Source organism: Streptomyces sp. NPDC099050 (assembly GCF_044759865.1).
In the GTDB taxonomy this organism is placed as follows: domain Bacteria; phylum Actinomycetota; class Actinomycetes; order Streptomycetales; family Streptomycetaceae; genus Streptomyces.
In genome coordinates this window covers 14982-36197 of sequence record NZ_JBIWAE010000030.1, presented here as the reverse complement: position 1 = coordinate 36197, position 21216 = coordinate 14982, and the positions used below count along the sequence as shown (strand labels likewise).

The 21216-nt window shown below is 70.6% G+C and carries 17 protein-coding genes; 12 read left to right on the top strand and 5 right to left on the bottom strand.

Features of this window, described 5'->3' with window-relative positions:
• Positions 1 to 44: 44 nt before the first annotated feature.
• The 3 genes from ACIQV3_RS35145 to ACIQV3_RS35135 form a co-directional block, all read right to left on the bottom strand.
• Positions 45 to 1319, bottom strand: a complete 1275-nt coding sequence (locus tag ACIQV3_RS35145) for a cytochrome P450 (RefSeq protein WP_403719814.1) — start codon at positions 1317 to 1319, stop codon at positions 45 to 47.
• 112 nt (positions 1320 to 1431) lie between these two features.
• Positions 1432 to 2619: a low temperature requirement protein A gene (locus ACIQV3_RS35140; protein WP_403719811.1), complete on the bottom strand. Its 1188-nt coding sequence runs from the start codon at positions 2617 to 2619 to the stop codon at positions 1432 to 1434.
• 28 nt (positions 2620 to 2647) lie between these two features.
• Positions 2648 to 3370, bottom strand: coding sequence for a sirohydrochlorin chelatase (locus ACIQV3_RS35135; RefSeq protein ID WP_403719809.1), 723 nt, complete (start codon positions 3368 to 3370; stop codon positions 2648 to 2650).
• A 272-nt stretch (positions 3371 to 3642) separates the two neighbouring features.
• Here ACIQV3_RS35135 and nirB point away from each other — a divergent pair, with 272 nt between their 5' ends.
• The 12 genes from nirB to ACIQV3_RS35075 all read left to right on the top strand — a co-directional run bounded on the left by nirB (position 3643) and on the right by ACIQV3_RS35075 (position 19873).
• Complete coding sequence (gene nirB, locus ACIQV3_RS35130; protein WP_403719806.1) at positions 3643 to 6423, top strand: nitrite reductase large subunit NirB; 2781 nt, start codon at positions 3643 to 3645, stop codon at positions 6421 to 6423.
• Between the two features lie 199 nt (positions 6424 to 6622).
• Positions 6623 to 8044: a NarK family nitrate/nitrite MFS transporter gene (locus ACIQV3_RS35125; RefSeq protein WP_403719803.1), complete on the top strand. Its 1422-nt coding sequence runs from the start codon at positions 6623 to 6625 to the stop codon at positions 8042 to 8044.
• 186 nt (positions 8045 to 8230) lie between these two features.
• Positions 8231 to 9535, top strand: a complete 1305-nt coding sequence (locus ACIQV3_RS35120) for an anaerobic C4-dicarboxylate transporter family protein (protein ID WP_403719912.1) — start codon at positions 8231 to 8233, stop codon at positions 9533 to 9535.
• A gap of 240 nt (positions 9536 to 9775) precedes the next feature.
• On the top strand, positions 9776 to 12046 hold the full coding sequence (gene pflB / locus ACIQV3_RS35115) for a formate C-acetyltransferase (protein ID WP_403719799.1): 2271 nt from the start codon (positions 9776 to 9778) through the stop codon (positions 12044 to 12046).
• Positions 12047 to 12155: 109 nt separating this feature from the next.
• Positions 12156 to 12983, top strand: a complete 828-nt coding sequence (gene pflA, locus ACIQV3_RS35110; protein WP_403719797.1) for a pyruvate formate-lyase-activating protein — start codon at positions 12156 to 12158, stop codon at positions 12981 to 12983.
• 116 nt (positions 12984 to 13099) lie between these two features.
• On the top strand, positions 13100 to 14194 hold the full coding sequence (locus tag ACIQV3_RS35105) for an MFS transporter (RefSeq protein ID WP_327306314.1): 1095 nt from the start codon (positions 13100 to 13102) through the stop codon (positions 14192 to 14194).
• Positions 14191 to 16527, top strand: coding sequence for a molybdopterin oxidoreductase family protein (locus ACIQV3_RS35100; RefSeq protein WP_403719794.1), 2337 nt, complete (start codon positions 14191 to 14193; stop codon positions 16525 to 16527). The genes ACIQV3_RS35105 and ACIQV3_RS35100 overlap by 4 nt, the downstream gene beginning before the upstream one ends.
• Positions 16528 to 16533: 6 nt before the next feature.
• The gene (locus ACIQV3_RS35095; RefSeq protein WP_243335392.1) at positions 16534 to 17133 is read left to right on the top strand and encodes a 4Fe-4S dicluster domain-containing protein; all 600 of its coding nucleotides are present in this window, start codon (positions 16534 to 16536) and stop codon (positions 17131 to 17133) included.
• Positions 17130 to 17813 carry a ubiquinol-cytochrome c reductase iron-sulfur subunit gene (locus ACIQV3_RS35090; RefSeq protein ID WP_403719792.1) on the top strand — a complete coding sequence of 228 codons (684 nt, stop codon included), beginning with the start codon at positions 17130 to 17132 and terminating at the stop codon, positions 17811 to 17813. The genes ACIQV3_RS35095 and ACIQV3_RS35090 overlap by 4 nt, the downstream gene beginning before the upstream one ends.
• Positions 17810 to 18178 carry a hypothetical protein gene (locus tag ACIQV3_RS35085; RefSeq protein ID WP_403719789.1) on the top strand — a complete coding sequence of 123 codons (369 nt, stop codon included), beginning with the start codon at positions 17810 to 17812 and terminating at the stop codon, positions 18176 to 18178. The genes ACIQV3_RS35090 and ACIQV3_RS35085 overlap by 4 nt, the downstream gene beginning before the upstream one ends.
• A gap of 2 nt (positions 18179 to 18180) precedes the next feature.
• Entirely contained in the window at positions 18181 to 19608 is a 1428-nt protein-coding gene (locus tag ACIQV3_RS35080; protein ID WP_403719785.1) for a NarK family nitrate/nitrite MFS transporter, read from the top strand.
• Between the two features lie 37 nt (positions 19609 to 19645).
• Positions 19646 to 19873 carry a hypothetical protein gene (locus ACIQV3_RS35075; protein ID WP_403719784.1) on the top strand — a complete coding sequence of 76 codons (228 nt, stop codon included), beginning with the start codon at positions 19646 to 19648 and terminating at the stop codon, positions 19871 to 19873.
• A 13-nt stretch (positions 19874 to 19886) separates the two neighbouring features.
• Here ACIQV3_RS35075 and mscL read toward each other — a convergent pair whose 3' ends face one another.
• Together mscL and ACIQV3_RS35065 are read right to left on the bottom strand one after the other, a co-directional pair.
• A complete protein-coding gene (gene mscL / locus ACIQV3_RS35070; RefSeq protein ID WP_403719782.1) occupies positions 19887 to 20387 on the bottom strand; it encodes a large conductance mechanosensitive channel protein MscL in 501 nt (166 codons plus the stop codon).
• Between the two features lie 123 nt (positions 20388 to 20510).
• A complete protein-coding gene (locus tag ACIQV3_RS35065) occupies positions 20511 to 21113 on the bottom strand; it encodes a hypothetical protein (RefSeq protein ID WP_403719779.1) in 603 nt (200 codons plus the stop codon).
• Between the last annotated feature and the right edge of the window lie 103 nt (positions 21114 to 21216).

Below are 21216 nucleotides of genomic sequence, written 5' to 3'. Positions count from 1 at the left end.
CCTCCGGTCTTACGGGTCGGCCTCCTAAGGCAGGCAAGGCCGGCCTAAGGCCGGTCGAAGGCGAAGCGCAGCGAGCGGACCCGGTTGTCGAAGCTGGAGCCGGCCAGATCCGGCAGGCCCACCGCGCGCAGTCCCACCGGGCGGGTCAGCAGCTCGCGGAAGAGCGCCTTCATCTCCACCCGGGCCAGGTGCGCGCCCAGGCAGAAGTGCGGCCCGCCGCCGCCGAACCCCAGGTGGGGGTTGGGGGAGCGGGTGATGTCGAAGGCGTCCGGATCGGGGAAGACGGACTCGTCGCGGTTGGCGGAGGCGTAGTACAGCACCACCTTGTCGCCGGGGGTGAACGTGTGCCCGCTCAGGGTGTGTTCGGCGACCACGGTCCGGCGGAACTGGATGATCGGCGTGGAGTGCCGGATCATCTCGTCCACCGCGCCGTCCGCGTGCGCCTCGAAGTCCGCCACCAGCAGGTCGCGTTGGTCCGGGTGGTCGGTCAGCAGGGTCAGGCCGTGGGTGATGGCGTTGCGGGTGGTCTCCACCCCGGCCACTATCAACAGGGAGAAGAACGCCCCGAGTTGGCGGGCGCCGAGTGCCTCGCCGTCCACGTTCGCGCAGACCAGGGCCGAGATCAGGTCGCCGGTCGGGTTCTCGCGCCGCTCCCGCCCGATCCCCGCCACCATCCGCTGCATCCGGGCCAGGGCCCGCAGTCCGCGTCCGGGCATCCGCAGCCGGGCGGTCAGTCCCCGTTCGACGCCGATGTTCTCGGAGGCGTGGTTGACGCGGTCGGCGATCTCGGCGCGGTAGCGCTCCGGGATGCCCATCATGTTGCAGATGACCTCCAGGGGCAGCTTCGAGGCCACCGCCTCGACGAACTCGTCCGGCCGCCGGTCCAGCACGTCGTCCACGATGCGTGCCGCCACCGCGTGGATGTCCTCCTCGGCCGCCGCCAGCAGCCTCGGGGTGAAGGCCCGTTGCACGATCTTTCGCAACTGCGCGTGCTCGGCGCCGTCCAGGTTGACCATCGAGTCCCCGAACAGCGCCCGTACCCAGCGGGCCGGCTCGGGCGTCGTCACCCCGGGTGCGCTGGCGAACACCTTGGGCAGCCGGCTCGCCTCCTGCACGTCCGCGTGCCGTACGAGGGCCCAATGCCCGCCGCCTTCGGGGACGAACACGGGGGAGTCCAGGGCCCGCAGGCGGGCGAAGGCGGCCAGCCGGTGGGCGGGGGGCGCCTGCCAGAAGGCCGGGTCGGCCAGCTCCGCGGAGTCGGCAGCCCTGCCGGGGGCTGGGTCCGGGTCCGGGCCGGGGCGTTGCGCGGGGAGTGTCATGGCCTGGAAACGGCGGCGGGGGCGCGGGGGTGACGGGTCCGGCCCGGCGCCGTTGCCGGGGCTCCGCCCCCGGACCCCCGCGCCTCACACGCCGGCGGGGCTGAGGATCGGCTCAAGCACCGGCGGGGCTGGACGCGGGCGATGCCGGATGCCCGCCGCGGTCCGCCAGGGCCATCCCGATGACCACCGTGGCCACCGCGACCAGGCCCGCGTACAGGACGGCGTACGTGCCCGTCCACGAGCAGGCCAGCATCGCGAGGGCGGAGACCGGGAGGGTCAGCTGCTGGGCGGGGCCCCGCTTGAAGTGGCGGGAGTGCAGCAGCCAGACCATCAGCAGGAAGAGCGCGGTCGGGACGGTGACGGCCGCGTTCGCGGCGAGCTGCGAGATGTGGGCCTTGCCGACCGCGTGCTCGACCGCCACCTCGATGCCCGCACCGATCGCGGCGCCCGAGGCGAAGATCAACAGGTGTCCGTACCCCCACGGGATCGCCTCCCGGTTGGAGGTCAGGTGCTCGTGCATCGGCACCGCGAAATAGATCCACCAGGCGGCGAAGACGATGAGCAGCCCGCCGGCCGCGATCGGCAGCAGCTCGCCCAGGGCCTCGTGCTCGTCGAGCGCCGACTTCACGGCCACCGTGCTCGCGGAGATCGTCTCGCCGAGCACGATGATCGTGAACAGGCCGTACCGCTCCACGATGTGGTGAGCGTGCCACGGCGTCTGGTGGCCGCGCTCGGCCACCACCGGAACCAGCAGCTCGGCGGCGGCCACGACCAGGAACAGCCAGTGCTTGGCGTCGTCCGGGACGAACAGCAGGACCACCCAGCCGGCCTGGCACAGGACCAGCCCGGCCGCGTACTTCAGGGCCGCGGTGCGGGCCTCGCCGCGCTCGCCGGAGGCGGCCCGCAGCCATTGGGCGGTGAGCGCGACGCGCATGATCAGGTAGCCGATGACGGCCACCGTCCAGTCGTTCTCGTCGAACGCACGGCTCACGCCGGCCGCGTAGACGAGCACGCCGGCGATCTGTACGAGCGTCGCGATCCGGTACGGCACGTCGTCGCAGTCGTAGGCGGAGGCGAACCACGTGAAGTTCATCCAGGCCCACCACACGCCGAAGAAGACGAAGAAGTAGTTGGTCACGCCGGTGCCGGGATGCCCCTCGGCCAGCGCGTGCACGAGCTGGGCGCCCGCCTGCGCGATGGCGACGACGAAGCACAGGTCGAAGAACAGCTCCAGCGGGGTCGCGGCACGGTGGCCCTCGTCCCGGCTGCGGGCGGTCATGGGTACGTAAGCCAGAGCCATACCGCCCAGGACAGCAGTCCTACGGGGTTCAGCTGGCGAGGCGCGCGGCCCTCAGGGCCCGTGTGCCCCGGGCGGACTCGTACCGGCCCAGGACGAGCCGGGCGAGGCGCGGGTGGTCGGCCAGCGGCTCCGAGACCGTCCAGGCGGCCGAGGCGTTCAGGGCGCGGGTGAAGCGGCCCGGTGCCAGCAGGTGCGCGGCCACGGCGATCCGGCGGTACCCGGCGTCCTGGAACGCGGCCAGGGCTTCGGGCACGGTCGGCCCGGCGGAGGTGAGGTAGGCGGGCAGTACGGGGACGGGGTCGCCGCTGCCCTCGGACTCCAGCAGGGCGGAGAGCTGGGCCGCGCAGGCCTCCGTACCGGCATTGCCGCCGGGGCGGGAGGAGCCGGCGCCGGCCACGACCACCGCGTCGGCCCGGGTGTACGGGCCGCGGCGCCGCTCCGCCTCGCGGAGCCGGCCGTGCAGGGCGCGGGCCACGTCGCGCTCGCCGCTGAGGCCCTCGGTGAGCACGCAGCCGGTGCCCTCCAGGACGGCGGGGATGTCGACGCGGCGGTGGAAACCGTCGCCGAGCAGCAGGGGGACGACCACGGCGCGAGGGTGTTCCCGTACGACCTCGGCGAGGGAGGGGCGCTGCACGTCGAGGTGGCCGACCAGCGCGTGCACCCCGCTGATCGCCTCGACGGCGGCGACCAGCCGGCGAAAAGTGGCGGCGGCCTCCGGGACCGCGCTGCCGTGGACGGCGATGACGAGCATGTGGTCTGCCTCCCTGGTCCACCCCGTGGGTCCCCCTCCCACGCTAGGCGCCGGACGGGCCTCCGGCAGCCTGGCCAAGGGCCCGCGCGGCAGGCCGGAGGTCCTGTGCGGAAAGGGTCGTTTCCCCGTCCCCAGGGGTCCTTTTCGGGCGTTCGGGGCCACCGCGGCGACCTACCGTCGAAAGGTCGGAACGCATGCACGCGCGACGGCTCCGCCCGGCCGCCTTGGCCTCCCGGGGACCGCGCGGCACAGGGACACACGGAGTGAGATCCATGGGGCAGACGCTGGTTGTCATCGGCCACGGCATGGTGGGGCACCGCCTGCTGGAGGCGCTCGCCGAGCGTGACGCGCTCGCCGACCCGACCCGCCCCGAGCGCGGCGGCTGGCAGGTCACCGTCCTCGCGGAGGAGGAGCGCCCTGCCTACGACCGTGTGCACCTGTCGGCGGCCTTCACCGGCTCCACCGGCGAGGAGCTGTCCCTGGTGGAGCCCGGCTTCCTGGAGAAGTACGGCATCGACCTGCGCCTCGGCGACCCGGCGGAGCTGATCGACACCGCCGCCCGCACGGTCACCGCCCGCTCCGGCGACGTGCTCCGCTATGACGCTCTCGTGCTGGCGACCGGCTCCTACCCCTTCGTGCCGCCCATCGACGGCGCCGACGCGGAGGGCTGCTTCACCTACCGCACGCTCGACGACGTCGAGGCCCTGACCGCGTACGCCGCGGACCCCGGGGTCCGCACCGGTGTCGTCATCGGCGGCGGGCTGCTCGGCCTGGAGGCGGCGGGCGCGCTGCGCACCCTCGGACTGGCCACGCACGTCGTGGAGTTCGCGCCCCGGCTGATGCCGCTGCAGGTGGACGACGGCGGCGCGGCCGCCCTGCGGGCCACCATCGAGTCCATGGGCGTCGCCGTCCACACCGGCGTCGGCGCGGCCGGTGTGCAGATCCACCCCGACGGGCGGGCCCAGGCGCTCCGGCTGACCAGCGGCGAGGAGATCGGCTCCGACGTCGTCGTCTTCTCGGCCGGTGTGCGACCGCGCGACCGCCTCGCCCGCGAGTGCGGCCTCGCGGTGGGCGACCGCGGCGGGGTCGTCGTGGACGGCCACTGCCGCACCAGCGACCCGTACGTCTACGCGATCGGCGAGTGCGCGCAGACCGTCGACGGCAAGGTGTACGGCCTGGTCGCGCCCGGCTACCAGATGGCGGAGACCGTCGCGGAGGCCCTCGCGGGCGCCGGCGAGCTCACCTTCACCGGGGCCGACACCTCCACCAAGCTCAAGCTGATGGGCGCCGACGTGGCCTCCTTCGGCGACCCCTTCGCCCCCGAGGGCCGCGACGGGGCCGTCTCGGTGGTCTTCTCCGACGCCCGCGAGGGCGTCTACAAGAAGCTGCTGCTGGGCCCCGACGGCGCGCTGCTCGGCGGAATCCTGGTCGGCGACGCGGAGGCGTACGGCTCGCTGAAGCCGCACGCCGGCCGGCAGCTCCCGGCCCCGCCGGAGGCCTTCATCCTGCCGTCGAGCGAGGGCGTGGCGCTGCCCGGCGCGGACGCGCTGCCCGATGACGCGGTCGTGTGCAGCTGCCACAACATCACCAAGGGGCGGGTGCGCGAGGCGGTCGTCGCGGAGTCCCTCACCGACATCGGCGGCATCAAGAAGTGCACCAAGGCCGGTACGGGCTGCGGCGGCTGCATCGGCACGCTGCAAGCGGTCCTGGACGCCGAACTGGCCGCGGCGGGCATCGAGAAGCCGCGCGGGCTGTGCGAGCACTTCACCCTGACCCGTGCGGAGATCTACGAGAAGATCCGCACCGAGCGCATCCGCAGCTTCAGCGAACTGCTGGAGTCCTACGGCGAAGGCGGCGAGGGCTGCGCCGTCTGCAAGCCGGTCGTCGCGAACGTGCTCGGCACCCTCGCCCCCGACCTCGGCATCGGACACATCCTGGCGGGCGAGCAGGCGGCCCTGCAGGACTCCAACGACCTGTTCCTCGCCAACCTCCAGAAGGACGGCACCTACTCGGTGATCCCGCGCGTCGCCGGCGGCGAGATCACGGCCGAGCAGGTCATCGCCCTGGGTGAGGTGGCCCGGGACTACGGCCTCTACACGAAGATCACCGGAGCTCAGCGCATCGGCCTCTTCGGTGTCCGCAAGGAGCAGCTGCCCGACATCTGGCGGCGCCTGGGCGGCGCCGGATTCGAGTCCGGACAGGCGTACGGGAAGTCCCTGCGCGCGGTGAAGTCCTGCGTGGGAGCCCGCTTCTGCCGCTTCGGGCAGGGCGACTCCATCCAGCTCGCGATCGACCTGGAGCTGCGCTACCGGGGTCTGCGCACCCCGCACAAGTTCAAGGGCGGCGTCTCGGGCTGCCTGCGCGAGTGCGCGGAGGCGCGGGGCAAGGACATCGGCGTCATCGCCACCGCCAACGGCTGGAACTTCTACGTCAGCGGCAACGGCGGCGCGACCCCGCGCCACGCCGACCTGCTGGCCTCGGACCTGAACACCGCCGGACTCTTCGCGCTGATCGACCGGTTCCTCATGTACTACATCCGCACCGGCGAGCGCCTGGAGCGGACGTCCGCCTGGCTGGAGCGGCTCGGCGGCAGTGGCGCGGGCCTGGACCACCTGAAGGCCGTCCTGATCGAGGACTCGCTCGGCCTCTGCGCGGAGCTGGAGGCGCAGATGGAGCGCCACGTGTCGGCGTACGAGGACGAGTGGTCGGCGGTCCTGGAGGACCCGGCGGCGCTGGAGCGCTTCGGGACCGTGGACTTCGGAGCGGCCGCGCAGGCGGCGGCGCAGTCCCTGGAACCGGGCCGCGGCCGCACGGCGGTGCTGCCGGACGGCACGGAGGCCGCCGTCTTCAAGGACCGTGCGGGCGAGGTCTACGCGGTCGGCAACCGGGACCCCTTCTCGGGCGCCGACGTGATCGCCAACGGCATCATGGGCTCGCGCGACGGGGTGCCCGTCGTGGCCTCGCCGATGCACAAGCAGGTCTTCGACCTGCGGACCGGCATCTGCCTGGACGACCCCGAGGTGTCCCTGCCGCTGGTGGAGCTCAAGCCCTAAGGCTCTGCGGCGGCCGTACCAACGCACTGTGGGCGATGGGACCTTGTCCTGTCGCCCACACGACGTTCTCCCCTGATGCAGGGCGCCCCTGTAGGCGGACCCTAAGAAGGTCAGGGCTTTCAGCTTCATTTTTCTCAACCCCTTCGAACTTTCAGGCCCCTTCGAACCTTCAGACCCCTTCGAACTTTCAGGACATGCCATGAGTTCCGCCAAGCAGGAAGCGCGCGCGGCGACCGCCCGGGTGCAGGCGCCGGATCCGGCCCAGTACCGCCCCGGTCGCACCATCACCGAGTGGACGCCGGAGGACCCGTCCTTCTGGCAGACCACCGGCAAGAAGGTCGCCACCCGCAACCTGTGGATCGCGGTGCCCGCCCTGCTCGTGGCCTTCGTGGTCTGGCAGGTCTGGAGCATCACGGCGACCAACCTCAAGGACGTCGGCTTCGGCTTCTCGCAGTCCCAGCTGTTCTGGCTGACGGCCGTCCCCGGCATCACGGGCGGCACCGCCCGCATCCTGTACACCTTCATCGGCCCGATGATCGGCCAGCGCCGCTTCACCGCGCTCTCCACGGTCATCCTGATCGTGCCGCTGCTGTGGCTGGGCTTCGCGGTGCAGGACCCCACCACCTCGTACACCACGCTGGTCGCCATCGCCGCGCTCTGCGGCATCGGCGGCGCCAACTTCTCCTCCTCGCTGGCCAACATCGGCTTCTTCTACCCGAAGCAGGAGAAGGGCAACGCGACCGGAATCAACGGCGGCCTGGGCAACCTGGGCGTCTCCGTGGTCCAGCTGCTCACCCCGATCCTGATCACCACCTCGGTGCTGGCGATCGGCTCGGGCCAGAAGAAGGCCGACGGCTCGGAGATCTACCTCCAGAACGCCGCGTTCGTCTGGGTGCCGGTCCTGATCGTCCTCGCGGCCGTCGCCTGGTTCGGCCAGAACGACCTGAAGGTGGCCTCCACCCCCTTCAGCCAGCAGAAGATCATCTTCAAGCGCAAGCACAACTGGCTGATGACCTGGCTCTACGTCGGCACCTTCGGCTCCTTCATCGGCTTCGCGGCGGCCCTCCCCCTCCTGATCAAGACGACCTTCCCGGCGTACTCCGTGGCCACCTACGCCTGGATGGGCCCGGCGCTCGGCGCTCTGGCCCGTTGGGCCGGCGGCTGGATCGCCGACAAGTTCGGCGGCGCGCGGGTGACGATCCTGTCCTTCGTGGGCATGGCTGCCTCGATCATCGGTGTCATCACCTTCCTCCCGGCCGGTTCCGACCAGGGCTCTTTCCAGGGCTTCTTCCTCTGCTTCCTGTCGGCGTTCTTCTTCTCGGGCATCGGCAACGGCTCGACCTTCCGCCAGATCCCGGTCATCTTCCGCGGCCAGCACCTCGCGGGCCTGACCGAGGGCACCCCCCAGTACGCGAAGGCCCTGAAGCAGGCCGAGATCGAGTCGGGCGCGGTGACGGGTTTCACCGCGGCCATCGCCGCCTACGGCTTCTTCTTCATCCCGGCGATGTTCGCCAACTTCGCCGTGACCAGCGCGATGTGGGGCTTCGTCGGCTTCTACGCCAGCTGCGTCGTCGTGGCCTGGTGGTTCTACGCCCGCAAGGGCGCGGAGGCCCCCAGCTAGTCAGTAGCCCTGGCCGGGCCGGCCCGGGCGTGGTCAGCGCGCCTCCGCTCCAGCGGAACCCGACCCCGCCCGGGCTTCTCGGGGCCCGGCCCCCGGCCCCCGGCCCCCGGCCCCGTTCCTCAAGCGCCGGAGGAGCTGGATTCGGCCGGGGCCCCCACAGACTGAAAGGCCACGCCCGTGCTCGGCATGTTCCTGCAACTCGGTGTCATGGTGGCGGCCATCGCTCTCGGGTCCCGCAAGGGCGGGGTGGCCATGGGGCTCTGGGGAGCCGTCGGGGTCTTCGTGCTCGCGACGTTCTTCGGGGTCACCCCCGCCGACACCTCCGGGATCGTCGACGTCATGCTGATCATCCTCGCGGTGATCATGGCGGCCGCCGCGATGGAGGCGGCCGGCGGTATCGACTACCTCGTCGGACTGGCCGAGAAGGCGATCCGGCGCAAGCCCAGCCGGGTGGTCTACGTGGCTCCCCTCGTCTCCTGGGCCTTCACCCTGGGCGCCGGCACCGCCCACGTCTTCTACCCACTGCTCCCCGTGATCCACGACGTGGCCCGGGAAGGCGGCGTCCGGCCCGAGCGGCCCATCGCGGTCGCCTCCATCGCGGCCACCTTCGGTATCACCGCCTCGCCCGTCTCCGCGGCCATGGCCGCCATGATCGTGATGTTCGACGGGGACGGCTGGAACCTGCCGCGGATCATGGCCGTCGCCGTGCCGTCCACGCTGCTCGGCGTGCTCGTCGCGGCCACCGTGCAGTCCCGGATCGGCAAGGAGCTCGGGCAGGACGCCGAGTACCTGCGCCGGCTGGCGGCAGGTGAGATCGAGGCTCCGGCCCCGGCCGAAGCCGCCCCGCCGCTGCGGCCGCGGGCGCGCTGGTCCGCGTACCTCTTCCTCGGCGCGACCGTCGGCGTCGTCCTCAGCGGACTCTTCCCGGCGCTGCGCCCCGAGACGGCCGAGGGGCCGCTCTCGATGCCCGCCACCATCGAGATCCTGATGATGGCCGTGGCCGCGCTGATCCTGCTGCTGTGCAAGGTCGACGCCAAGCGGATAGCCGGCACGGACGTGGCCAAGTCCGGCCTCGTCGCCGTCATCGGTGTCTTCGGGCTGTCGTGGCTGGGACTGTCCTTCATCGGCGCCAACGAGACCCGGATCACCGGTGCGCTCGGCGGGGTCGCACAGGACCACCCCTGGTTCTTCGCGATCATGCTGCTCCTCCTGTCCGCGCTGCTGTTCAGCCAGGCCACGACCACCAAGGCGCTGATGCCCCTCGGGCTCGCCCTCGGTATCCCGGCCCCCCTCCTCATCGCGATGTGGCCGGCCGTGAACGGCTATTTCCTCCTCCCCACCTACGGCACCTTCATCGCGGCGATCAACTTCGACAGGACCGGCACCACCCGCGTCGGCCGCTTCGTCGTCAACCACTCCTTCATGCTGCCCGGCCTGATCACCACGTGCGTCGCGGTATCCACAGGCTTCGCTCTGGTTCAGATTGTCTGACCGGTCCGGCTCCCATCCGCCTGTTCCGCCAGGCTTTTCCGAGAATCTTGTGAAAGTTTTCACAAGCGCACGATGGACCTTTGACCTGCTCAAAGTGCCAGGTCAGCCGGGATGGGACACCCTTGGGGCTGGGGATCAGGGGGCTTTCGGGCCCCAGCTCGGGACCAACGCGGCGCCAAATGATCGATCAAAAGGCGTGCAATGGATACAAGCAATGAGGCGACTCGGAAGGTGCGGGCGATGACTGCCACCCCTGCGGAAACCACGAAGAACGGCGAAGCCTGGAACGGCTTCAAGGGCGGTCTGTGGCGCGACGCCATCGACGTCCGCGACTTCATCCAGCAGAACTACACGCCGTACGAGGGTGACGACACCTTCCTCGCCGGCCCCACCGAGCGCACCACCGCCGTGTGGAAGGCGATCACGGACAAGTTCCCGGAGGAGCGCGAGAAGGGCGTCTACGACGTCGCGTACGACATCCCGTCGTCGATCACCGCACACGCCCCCGGTTACATCGACCGCGACAAGGACCTGATCGTCGGCCTCCAGACGGACGCCCCGCTCAAGCGCGCGATCATGCCCTACGGCGGCTGGCGCATGGTCGCCGGTGCGCTGGAGACCTACGGCTACCCGGTCTCCGACGACCTGGAGAAGGTCTTCACGGAGTACCGCAAGACCCACAACGCCGGCGTCTTCGACGCGTACACCCCCGACATCCGCGCCGCCCGCAAGGCCGGCATCGTGACCGGCCTGCCGGACGCGTACGGCCGCGGCCGCATCATCGGCGACTACCGCCGCGTGTCGCTCTACGGCGTCGACCGCCTCATCGCCGTGAAGAAGGAGGAGAAGGAGGAGATCAACTCCCTCCCCGCGGGCAACCGCTCGCTGGAGGAGACGATCCGCCTGCGCGAGGAGCTCTCCGAGCAGATCCGCGCCCTCGCCGAGCTCAAGGCGATGGCCGCCTCCTACGGGTACGACATCTCCGGCCCGGCCACCACCGGCCGCGAGGCCATCCAGTGGCTGTACTTCGCGTACCTGGCCGCCGTGAAGGAGCAGAACGGCGCGGCCATGTCGCTCGGCCGCACCTCCACCTTCATCGACGTCTACCTCCAGCGCGACATCGAGGCCGGCATCCTCACCGAGGAGCAGGCCCAGGAGCTGGTCGACGACTTCATCATCAAGCTCCGCATCGTCCGCTTCCTGCGCACCCCGGAGTACGACGAGCTCTTCTCCGGCGACCCCACCTGGGTCACCGAGTCGATCGCCGGCATGGGCGAGGACGGCCGTCCGCTGGTCACCAAGACCTCGTTCCGCTACCTCCACACCCTCTACAACCTCGGCCCGGCCCCCGAGCCGAACATGACCGTCTTCTGGTCGCCCCAGCTGCCGCAGGGCTTCAAGGAGTTCTGCGCCCGGGTCTCGATCGACACCTCCTCGGTGCAGTACGAGTCCGACGAGCTGATGCGCCCGCGCTTCGGCGACGACACCGCCATCGCCTGCTGCGTCTCGGCCATGCCGGTCGGCAAGCAGATGCAGTTCTTCGGCGCCCGCGTGAACCTCGCCAAGACGCTGCTCTACGCGATCAACGGCGGCCGCGACGAGAAGTCCGGAGCCCAGGTCGGCCCGTCCACCGGCGCCCTCACCTCCGAGGTGCTGGACTACGACCAGGTCATGGCCAAGTTCGACGAGCAGATGGAATGGCTCGCCGACACCTACGTCCACGCCCTGAACGTCATCCACTACATGCACGACAAGTACGCCTACGAGCGCATCGAGATGGCGCTCCACGACCGCGACGTGCGCCGCACCATGGCCTGCGGCATCGCCGGCCTCTCGGTCGCCGCCGACTCGCTGGCCGCCATCAAGTACGCCAAGGTCACCGCCGTGCGCGACGAGACCGGCCTCGCCACCGACTACACCATCGAGGGCGACTACCCGGCGTACGGCAACAACGACGACCGCGTCGACTCGATCGCCGTCTGGCTGGTCGAGGAGTTCATGAAGAAGATCCGCAAGCACCCCACGTACCGCGAGGCCGAGCACACCCAGTCGGTGCTGACCATCACCTCGAACGTGGTCTACGGCAAGAAGACCGGCAACACGCCGGACGGACGCCGCGCCGGCGAGCCCTTCTCCCCGGGTGCCAACCCGATGAACGGCCGCGACACCCACGGCTACGTCACCTCGGCGCTGTCGGTCGCGAAGCTCCCGTACGAGGACGCCGAGGACGGCATCTCGCTGACCAACACCGTCACCCCCGACGGCCTGGGCCGCACCCCCGAGGAGCGGATCAAGAACCTGGCGGGCGTCCTCGACGGCTACATGGCGGTCGACGGCTTCCACATGAACGTGAACGTGCTCAACCGCGACACGCTCATGGACGCCATGGAGCACCCGGAGAACTACCCGCAGCTCACCATCCGCGTCAGCGGATACGCGGTGAACTTCGTCCGCCTCACGCGCGCTCAGCAGCTCGACGTGCTGAACCGCACCTTCCACGGCTCTCTCTGACCCCTACGAGAGCCCACGAGCACGCGCGGCCCGGGGCCGGCCCTCACCCGGCCCCGGGACCGCGCGTCACCAGATCAGCCCACGGAATCTGGAAGCTGGAGCACCTGCCATGACCGTCCTCTTCGGTACGAGCCTCCCCGTCGGCCACGCCAACGCGATCAGCGTGAGCGCCGGCCAGACGCCCGCCGCCGCCGCGACGCAGCGGCCGAGCGAGGGCACGGTGCACTCCTGGGACCTGTCCACCGGGGTCGACGGCCCCGGGACCCGGTTCGTGACCTTCCTGTCCGGCTGCCCGCTGACCTGCCTGTACTGCCACAACCCCGACACCATGCGGATGCGCAAGGGCAAGCGCACCTCGGCCGACGACGTCATCGCCGAGGCCCGCAAGTACACCAAGTTCATCTCCGCCTCCGGGGGCGGCGCCACCATCTCCGGCGGCGAACCGCTGCTCCAGCCCGTCTTCGCCGGCGAACTGCTGCACCGGATGAAGAACGACCTCGGGCTGCACACCGCCCTGGACACCTCCGGCTTCCTCGGGGCCCGCGCCACCGATGCGCTGCTGCGCGACGTGGACCTGGTGCTCCTGGACATCAAGTCCTGGGACCGCGAGACGTACAAGAAGGTGACCGGCCGCCCGCTGGAGCCGACCCTGGACTTCGCCCGCCGCCTCGCCGACCTCGGCAAGGAGGTGCACCTGCGGTTCGTGCTGGTGCCGGGACTGACCGACGCCCGGGAGAACATCGAGGGCGTCGCCGCCTTCGCGGGCGCCCTCGACAACGTCTCGCGGGTCGACGTACTGCCCTTCCACAAGCTCGGCGAGAGCAAGTGGGAGGCGCTCGACATGAAGTTCACCCTGCACGACACGCCGTCGCCGACCGCCGCACAGGTCGCCGAGGCGAAGGCGATCTTCGCCGCGCAGGGGCTGAACGCGGTCTGAGCGGCGGGGACCCTCACGCGGGCTCTCCCACGGGCTCACCCGAGGCTCACTCGAACGGCGCACCCATAAGCTCCATATAACAGTCTCAATCGGTACATACCACCTAGCGTGGTGCTGTGTCCGAGCCCTCAGATGTCATCGACGCCGCGCCGCCCCCACCGGCGCCCGAGACCCCGCCGCCGGCCGGGCGGTCCGTCACCGCACGGGCCACCCTGGCCGGCACCGTCGTCTCGCTCCTGCTCATCCTCGCGATCGTGCTCGGCAGCCGGCTGCTGCGGGACTTCGACTCGGCCCTGCTGCCGTACGCCGTCGCCACCGTCTTCCTGGCCTTCGGCGTGGCCTACCGGTACACCGTGTGGGTCTCGGCCCCCGGCGCACGGCGCCTCTTCAAGAAGGGCATCGGCAGCTTCTGGTCGGTGGAGAACTTCCGCAAGGCGCCCACCGCCCTGCCGAAGATGATCGCCACCTACCTCGGCTTCCAGAAGTTCCTCGGTGCCCGCTCGCGCCCCCGCTGGATCGCCCACCAGCTGATGTTCTGGGGCTGTCTCCTCGCCGCGGCCATCACCTTCCCGCTGACCTGGGGCTGGTTCACCTTCACCTCGGAGAGCGGTGCGGGCCCCGGCTACGACATGCGGATCTGGGGCATCAAGGTCCTCGGCTTCGACGCGCTCAGCGTCCTGGGCTGGCTGATGTTCCACGGCCTGGACATCGCCGCCGTCCTCGTCATCCCCGGCGCCTCGTACTTCCTGTACCGGCGGATGAAGGACCGCGGCGCCATGACCGGCCAGCGTTTCGCCTACGACCTGCTCCCGCTGATCTGCCTGATCGTCATCTCCGTGACGGGTCTGCTGCTGACCTTCTCCTCGATCTTCCTGCACGGCGGCGGATACGAGTTCCTCGCGATCCTGCACATGGTGTCGGTGGTGTTCACCCTCATCTACATCCCGTTCGGGAAGTTCTTCCACATCGTCCAGCGCCCGGCCGCCGTCGGCATGCAGCTCTTCAAGTACACGGCCCGCCAGGACGAGCAGGTCTTCCTCTGCAAGCGCTGCGAGGAGCCCATCGACACCGCGCCCTACGTGGAGAACCTGCGCGGCACGATGAAGGACCTGAAGCTCGACTTCGACGCCTGGGCCGAGTACTGCCCGCGCTGCAAGCGGGTCCTGCGCGGCAACGCCTACCTGACCCACGTCAAGAAGGGGTTCAAGTGACCGCGACCGACCCGGGCAGGGCCGCGGCCCGGCCCGCGCCCGTGCCCGTCTCCATCGACCCGTCCATCGCCCCGCCCGGCACCCGCAACTTCCGCGACGCCGGCGGCATCCCCGCCGACCAGTGGCACGCCGACCAGAACGGCGAAACGCTGGTCCCCACCCACTGCTGCTTCTGCGGGGTGCAGTGCGGGATGTACCTGCGCGTGGACAAGGGCGGCAAGGTCTTCGGCGTGGAACCCCGCAACCACGACATCAACCGGATGCGGCTGTGCCCCAAGGGCATCAACGCCTACCAGCAGGTCAACCACCCCGACCGGCTGACCGCCCCGCTGATGCGGCGCTCCCGGGACGAGGAGTTCAAGGAGTGCTCCTGGGACGAGGCCCTGGACTTCACCGTCTCCGAGATCCGGCGCATCCAGGAGGCCCACGGCAACGACGCCTTCGGGCTGCTCGGCGGAGCCAGCCTGTTCTCCGAGAAGACCTACCTGGTCGGCAAGTTCGCCCGGGTCGCGCTGAAGTCCAAGCACGTCGACTACAACGGCCGCCTGTGCATGGTCAGCGCCGCCGGAGCCAACAAGCTCGCCTTCGGCATCGACCGGGCCGGCAACCCCTTCTCCGACATCCTCCTCACCGACTGCCTGCTCATCGCCGGGTCGAACGTGGGGGAGTGCTTCCCCGTGATGACCCAGTACCTGTGGGGCGCCCGGGACCGCGGCGCCTCACTCATCGTGGTCGACCCGCGCGAGACGGCCATCGCCCGCACCGCCGACATCCACGTCGCGCTCAAGCCCGGCACCGACTCGGCCTTCTTCAACGCCGTACTCAACGTGGTCATCGCCGAGGGCCTCACCGACGAGGCCTACATCGCGGCGCACACCACCGGCTGGGAAGAGGTCAAGAGGACCGTCGCCGAGTACCCGCCGTCGCGTTCCGCGGAGATCTGCGGGGTGCCCGCCTCGCAGATCGTCCAGGTGGCACGCGTCTTCGCCGGCGCGGACAAGGCCATGGCCTGGCACGCCCGCGGCATCGAGCACCACTCCCAGGGCGTCGAGAACTGCCTGTCCGTCATCAACCTGTGCGTGGCCACCGGCCACATCGGCAAGCCCGGCGCCGGCTACGGCACCATCACCGGGCAGGGCAACGGACAGGGCGGCCGCGAGCACGGCCAGAAGTCCGACATGCTCCCCGGCGGCCGCTCCATCACCAACCCGGAGCACCGCAGGCAGATCTGCCAGATCTGGGGCATCGAGGAGTCCGAACTCCCCACCGCCGGCACCTCCATGATGGAGATGGTCTGGCAGATGCAGCGCAAGGAGATCCGCGGCCTCATCGGCATCTGCAACAACCCCTTCGTCTCCCTCCCCAACTACGCGGTGGTCAAGGACGGCTACGACACCGCCCAGTTCCACGCCCAGTTCGACTTCTTCCTCTCCGAGACCGCGGCCAACGCCCACGTGGTCTTCCCCGTCACCACCTGGGCCGAGGACGAGGGCGTGATGGCCAACGCCGAGGCCCGCGTGGTCAAGCACAACAAGGCCCAGGAGCCCCCCGCGGGGGTGCGCACCGACACCTGGGTGATCTGCGAGCTCGCCAGGCGGCTCGGCGCCGGGAAGCACTTCGAGTTCCCCGGCTCCCGCGAGGTGTTCGAGGAGCTGCGCGTCGCCTCCGCCGGCACGGTCAACGACTACTACGGCATCACCTACGACCGTCTCGACGAGACCGGCGGGATCGCCTGGCCCTGCCCCTCCACCGAGCACCCGGGCACCCCCCGGCTGTTCGAGGACGGCAGGACCTACCACCCCGACGGCAAGATCCACATGCAGGTCGTGGAATGGCATCCACCCATGGACGCCTACACCGAGGAGTACCCCCTCTCCCTCACCACCGGCCGCACCGTCGCGCACTTCCTCTCCGGCAACCAGACCCGCAGGCTCGGCGCCCTCGTCGAGCAGACCCCCCGCCCCTGGGTGGAGGTCCACCCCTCGCACGGCTTCCGCAACGGCGACCCGGTACGCGTGGTCACCCGGCGCGGCAGCGAGGTGTTCCCGGCCCTGGTCACCGAGGCGATCCGCCCCGACACCGTCTTCATCCCGTACCACTGGCCGGTCCCGACGTCCGCGAACGCCCTGACCATCGACGCCCTCGACCCCCGCTCGAAGATCCCCGAGTACAAGGTCTGCGCCGCCCGGATCGAGGCCGCCGAGCGGGTCGACGAGGTGCCCGCCCCGCCCATGCCGCCGGGTCGTGAGGCCTATCCGGAGACCCAGGTCTCCCGCACCGACCCCCTGCCCCCCACGGCCCCGCAGGGCCGTGGCACGGCGGAGAGGAGCTGACCCGCCATGATGGGCCGCACGATCTTCATCGACCCGGGTCGCTGCATCGGCTGCCAGGCGTGCGTCTCGGCCTGCCGCGAGTGCGATTCGCACCGCGGGAAGTCGATGATCCACCTGGACTACACCGAACCCGGCATGTCCGTCGCCTCCCTCCCCAGCGTCTGCATGCACTGCGAGGACCCGGTCGCGCCCTGCGCCGAGGTCTGTCCCGCCGACGCGATCCTGGTGACCGCCGACGGGGTGGTCCAGCAGGCCGACACCACCCGCTGCATCGGCTGCTCCAACTGCGTCAACGCCTGCCCCTTCGGCATCCCGAAGATCGACCTCCAGGCGAAGCTGCAGATGAAGTGCAACCTCTGCTACGACCGCACCGCCTACGGCCTCGCCCCGATGTGCGCGACCGTCTGCCCGACCGGGGCCCTCTTCTACGGAACCCTCGAGGAGCTCCAGGCGGAGCGCCCCGGGGTCCAGGTGGCCGACTCCTTCGTCTTCGGCGACGTCGTCGTCCAGACGGGCGTGGCCATGGTCGTCCCCGCCGACAAGGTCCAGTGGCCCGTCCCCGGCGGCCTGCCCGTCGTCGAGATCAACGGAAGGGACGTCCGATGAGCGTCACCGAACAGCCCCCTCCACACCCAGGGCACCGGGGCGACGGCCCCACGGACGGCGGCGCGGCCGCCGACGCCGCGATCGAGCAGCTGCGCGACCGGATCAGCGCCGACTCCCTCACCACCCGCCGTGACTACCTGCGGATCGTCGCCACCGTCTCCGGAGGCCTGGCCATCGGCGGTGTCGGCGTCGCCGCGGGCATCTTGCACCGGCACGGGGACAACGAGGGCCTGCCCGACCCGAAGAAGGTCGCCGACCTGCTGCCCCCCGGTCAGTCCGTGGCCTTCCGGTTCCCCGGCGAGGACGACCGGGCGCTGGCCGTGCGCCTCGGGGACGGCTCCCTCGTGGGCTACTCCGCCGTCTGTACCCACCTGGCCTGCGGGGTGCTGTGGCGCGAGGACCGGGGCCCCGACGGAGAGCTGTACTGCCCCTGCCACGAAGGTGTCTTCGACGCCCGTACCGGCGAGGTGACGGCCGGTCCGCCGCCGCGCCCACTGCCACGGATCTACCTGACCGAGCAGGCCGACGGCAGCGTCTGGGCCGTGGCGACCGCCCGGTCGGGGGAGCCGGTCAAGGACGCGCTCTGCCGGCAGTTCGGCGACTCCCATCCGCAGGAGTCCGCCCGCCTGGGCTGCCCCGGCGGGGCCCGGGCCGGCACCACCGAGAGGAGGCCCACATGAGCGAGACACCGCTGCCACCCCGCCCGGAGTACCACCCGGGCAGCGCCCAGCCACGGCTCAACCGGCCGGTGCGCGAGAGGTACCCGCAGATCCGCTCCACCAGCGGGTACGGGGACCCCCGGATCCGGCACACGGGCCCGGGCCCGGGAGCCGGCACCGAGCAGGAGCCCGAGCGCTCCTCCCGCCTCAACGCGCGCCTCACCCTGGCCCTCACGGTCGTGATCGGCCAGCTCTGGGCGCTCACCGTGACCGTCAACGAGTGGATGAAGGGAAACACCGGTACGGCCTGGTGGGGAGCGGGGTTCCTGATCCTGTCCTTCCTCGTCGTGATCGGACTGTGGCTCCTCGACCCGAAGGACCGATGACCATGTCGATGCCCACGCCGACTTCGTCGGCACCCCGCAGCCACCGTGCGGAGAGCTACAAGCCCGGGGCCACCATCGCCGACTGGCGGCCCGAGGACGAGGAGTTCTGGAATTCCAAGGGCCACCGGGTCGCCCAGCGCAACCTGTGGGTCTCGATCCCGGCCCTGATGCTCGGCTTCGTGGTCTGGCAGGTCTGGTCGGTGACCGTGGTCAGGCTGAACGACGTCGGGTTCGGTTTCTCCAAGTCGCAGCTGTTCTGGCTGACCGCCATCCCCGGTATCACCGGCGGCACCTTCCGGATCCTCTACACCTTCATCGGGCCGATCTTCGGAGAGCGGAAGTTCACCGCCTTCAGCACGATCATCCTGGTCGGGCCGATGCTGTGGCTGGGCTTCGCCCTCCAGGACACCGGTACGCCGTACTGGGAGCTGGCGCTGATCGCGGCCGTCTGCGGCATCGGCGGCGCGAACTTCGCCTCCTCGATGGCGAACATCGGCTTCTTCTTCCCCAAGCGGGAGAAGGGCAGTGCCAACGGCCTCAACGGCGGCCTCGGCAACCTCGGCGTGAGCGTGGTCCAGCTGGTCGCCCCGCTGGTGGTCACCGCGGCCGTCCTCGGCGCCCCGGCGGGCGGACCCCAGCGCGACGCGAAGAAGAACACCGACGTGTGGCTGCAGAACGGCGCCTTCCTCTGGGTGCCGCTGCTGGTCATCATGGCGCTGGCCGCCTGGTTCCTGATGAACGACCTCAAGGTGGCCGCGGCCCCCTTCAGCCAGCAGAAGATCATCTTCAAGCGCAAGCACAACTGGCTGATGACCTGGCTCTACGTCGGAACCTTCGGCTCCTTCATCGGTTTCGCGGCCGCCCTGCCGCTGCTGATCAAGAACAACTTCGAGGGGCAGGGCTACCAGGCCACCACCTACGCCTGGATCGGCCCGTTCATCGGGGCCCTCACGCGCTGGGGCGGCGGCTGGCTCTCGGACAAGATCGGCGGAGCCAGGGTCACCATCCTGTCCTTCATCGGCATGGCCGCGGCCCTCGTCGTCGTGATCTTCGCGCTGCCGTCCGGCGGCCAGGAGGGCAACTTCTGGCCCTTCTACATCGGCTTCCTGGTGGCCTTCGCCTTCTCCGGCCTGGGCAACGGCTCCACCTTCCGGCAGATCCCGGTGATCTTCCGGGACCAGCACATGAAGGAGGCCGAGGGCAAGGGCCCCGAGGCGCAGGCAGCGGCGCTCAAGCAGTCGGAGATGGAGTCGGGCGCCGTCACCGGCTTCTCCTCGGCCATCGCGGCCTACGGGTTCTTCTTCATCCCCGCGATGTTCGCGGCCATGGCCATCACCAACGCACTGTGGATCTTCATCGGCTTCTATGCCACGTGCCTGGTGGTCTGTTACTGGTTCTACGCCCGCAAGGGCGCCGAGGCCCCCAGCTGAGCGGGGCCGGTGGCGGGAGCGGCCGTACCCTGGAGGCATGAGCGACGCCCCCGCCACCGACCCCCACGCCCCGAAGTCCCCGCCGGCACACGAGGCCGAATCCCGGCCCAAGGCCCGGCCGAAGCCGCGGCTGGACTTCGGTGACCCGCTGGACCAGCAGTCCTCGGACGACACCGACCGGGGCTGGGGAGAGCGGCCGCCCGCCGGAGGAAGCGCGGCCGACCTGGCCCGCTTCCTCGACGAGAAGCCTCCGCACCACGTCTGACCGCGGGACCCCTCTACAGCCGGGGGCTCGGAGCGTCGGAGTGGACGTTCCCGCCACCCGCGCCGCGCTGGGCGATCAGCTCGTCGCGGATCTCCTTGAGGACCGCCAGCTCGGTGATCTCCATGGTCTCCTGGACGCCTTCCTTCGCCTTGCGGCGCTGCTCCACCTTGGCGAGGTACTTCGCCATGGGCAGGACCATCAGGAAGTAGACGACCGCAGCGGTGATCAGGAAGGTGAGCGCCGCGTTGAGCACCGAGCCCCAGAGGAGCTCCACGCCCGTTGGCTTGCCGTCCGGGCCGATCCCGCAGGGATCCTTGATGCAGCTCTTGTAGGCATCCAGGCTCTGCGTACCGATGAGGCCGATCACCGGGCTGATCAGGCCCTTCACGACGGAGTTCACGATGTTCGTGAACGCGGCACCGATGACCACGGCGACCGCCAGGTCGACCACATTGCCGCGCATCAGGAAGGCCTTGAAGCCTGCCAGGAGGCTCGCCTTCTTCTTCTCGCTCACTACTGAGCCTTTCTTCGCATCTGCCGAACACGGAGCCAACGGTTCCGAAAGTTACGGCAGTTTGGGTGAGGCCTGTCCAATCAACCCTCACCTCACGGTGACTTGGCCGCACGTTCGTACGATTCAACACAACGTCACCGCCAGCCGGGATACGCTCCCCGCCCCCACCAGCGCCCGCGCGGTGTCCCGGGGGACCGACAGCACCACCAGCGCCCCGACGTCCCCAACACCCTCTTCCGCGGCGGGCACTTCGGCGACCCGCGCCCCCGCCGCCACCACCCGGGGCGGCCCGCCGCGCTCCGCGGCGACCACGTCCACCCGGTCCCCGGGCCGCAGCAGCCGCACCGTCGCCGCGTCCGCGATGCGCACCGGGGCCGACACCAGCCGCACCGCCGCCGGAGGGGGCTGCGCCGCGGGCGGTGACGAGCCCCGCGAGGCCCGTGCCTCGGTGCCGCCCACCACGAGCACGGCCGCCACGACGGCCAGCCCGGCCGCGGCCCCGCGCCGCCGGCGCCGCACCGCCCTGCGCAGCCGGTCCCCGGCCCGCCCCACGCGGAGCGGGGCGAAGAGGGGAACGGAGCGCGCGGGGGGACACGTGGCGGACGAGGGGTGCCGGGGGACGGGGGCGGGGTGTACCGGGGTATGGACGTGGGGCGAGGAGTGGGCGGAGGGAGAGGAGAGGGGGGACAGGGAGGAGAGGGACGGGACGCGGGAGTTCGCGGTCATGAAGGCCACCACCAGACGGGGAGGGATCCGAAGCCCGGGCCCAGCGCCCGGACACCCCACACGATCCGCTGCCGCGCCGGATCCCGCTCGGACCTGTGGACCG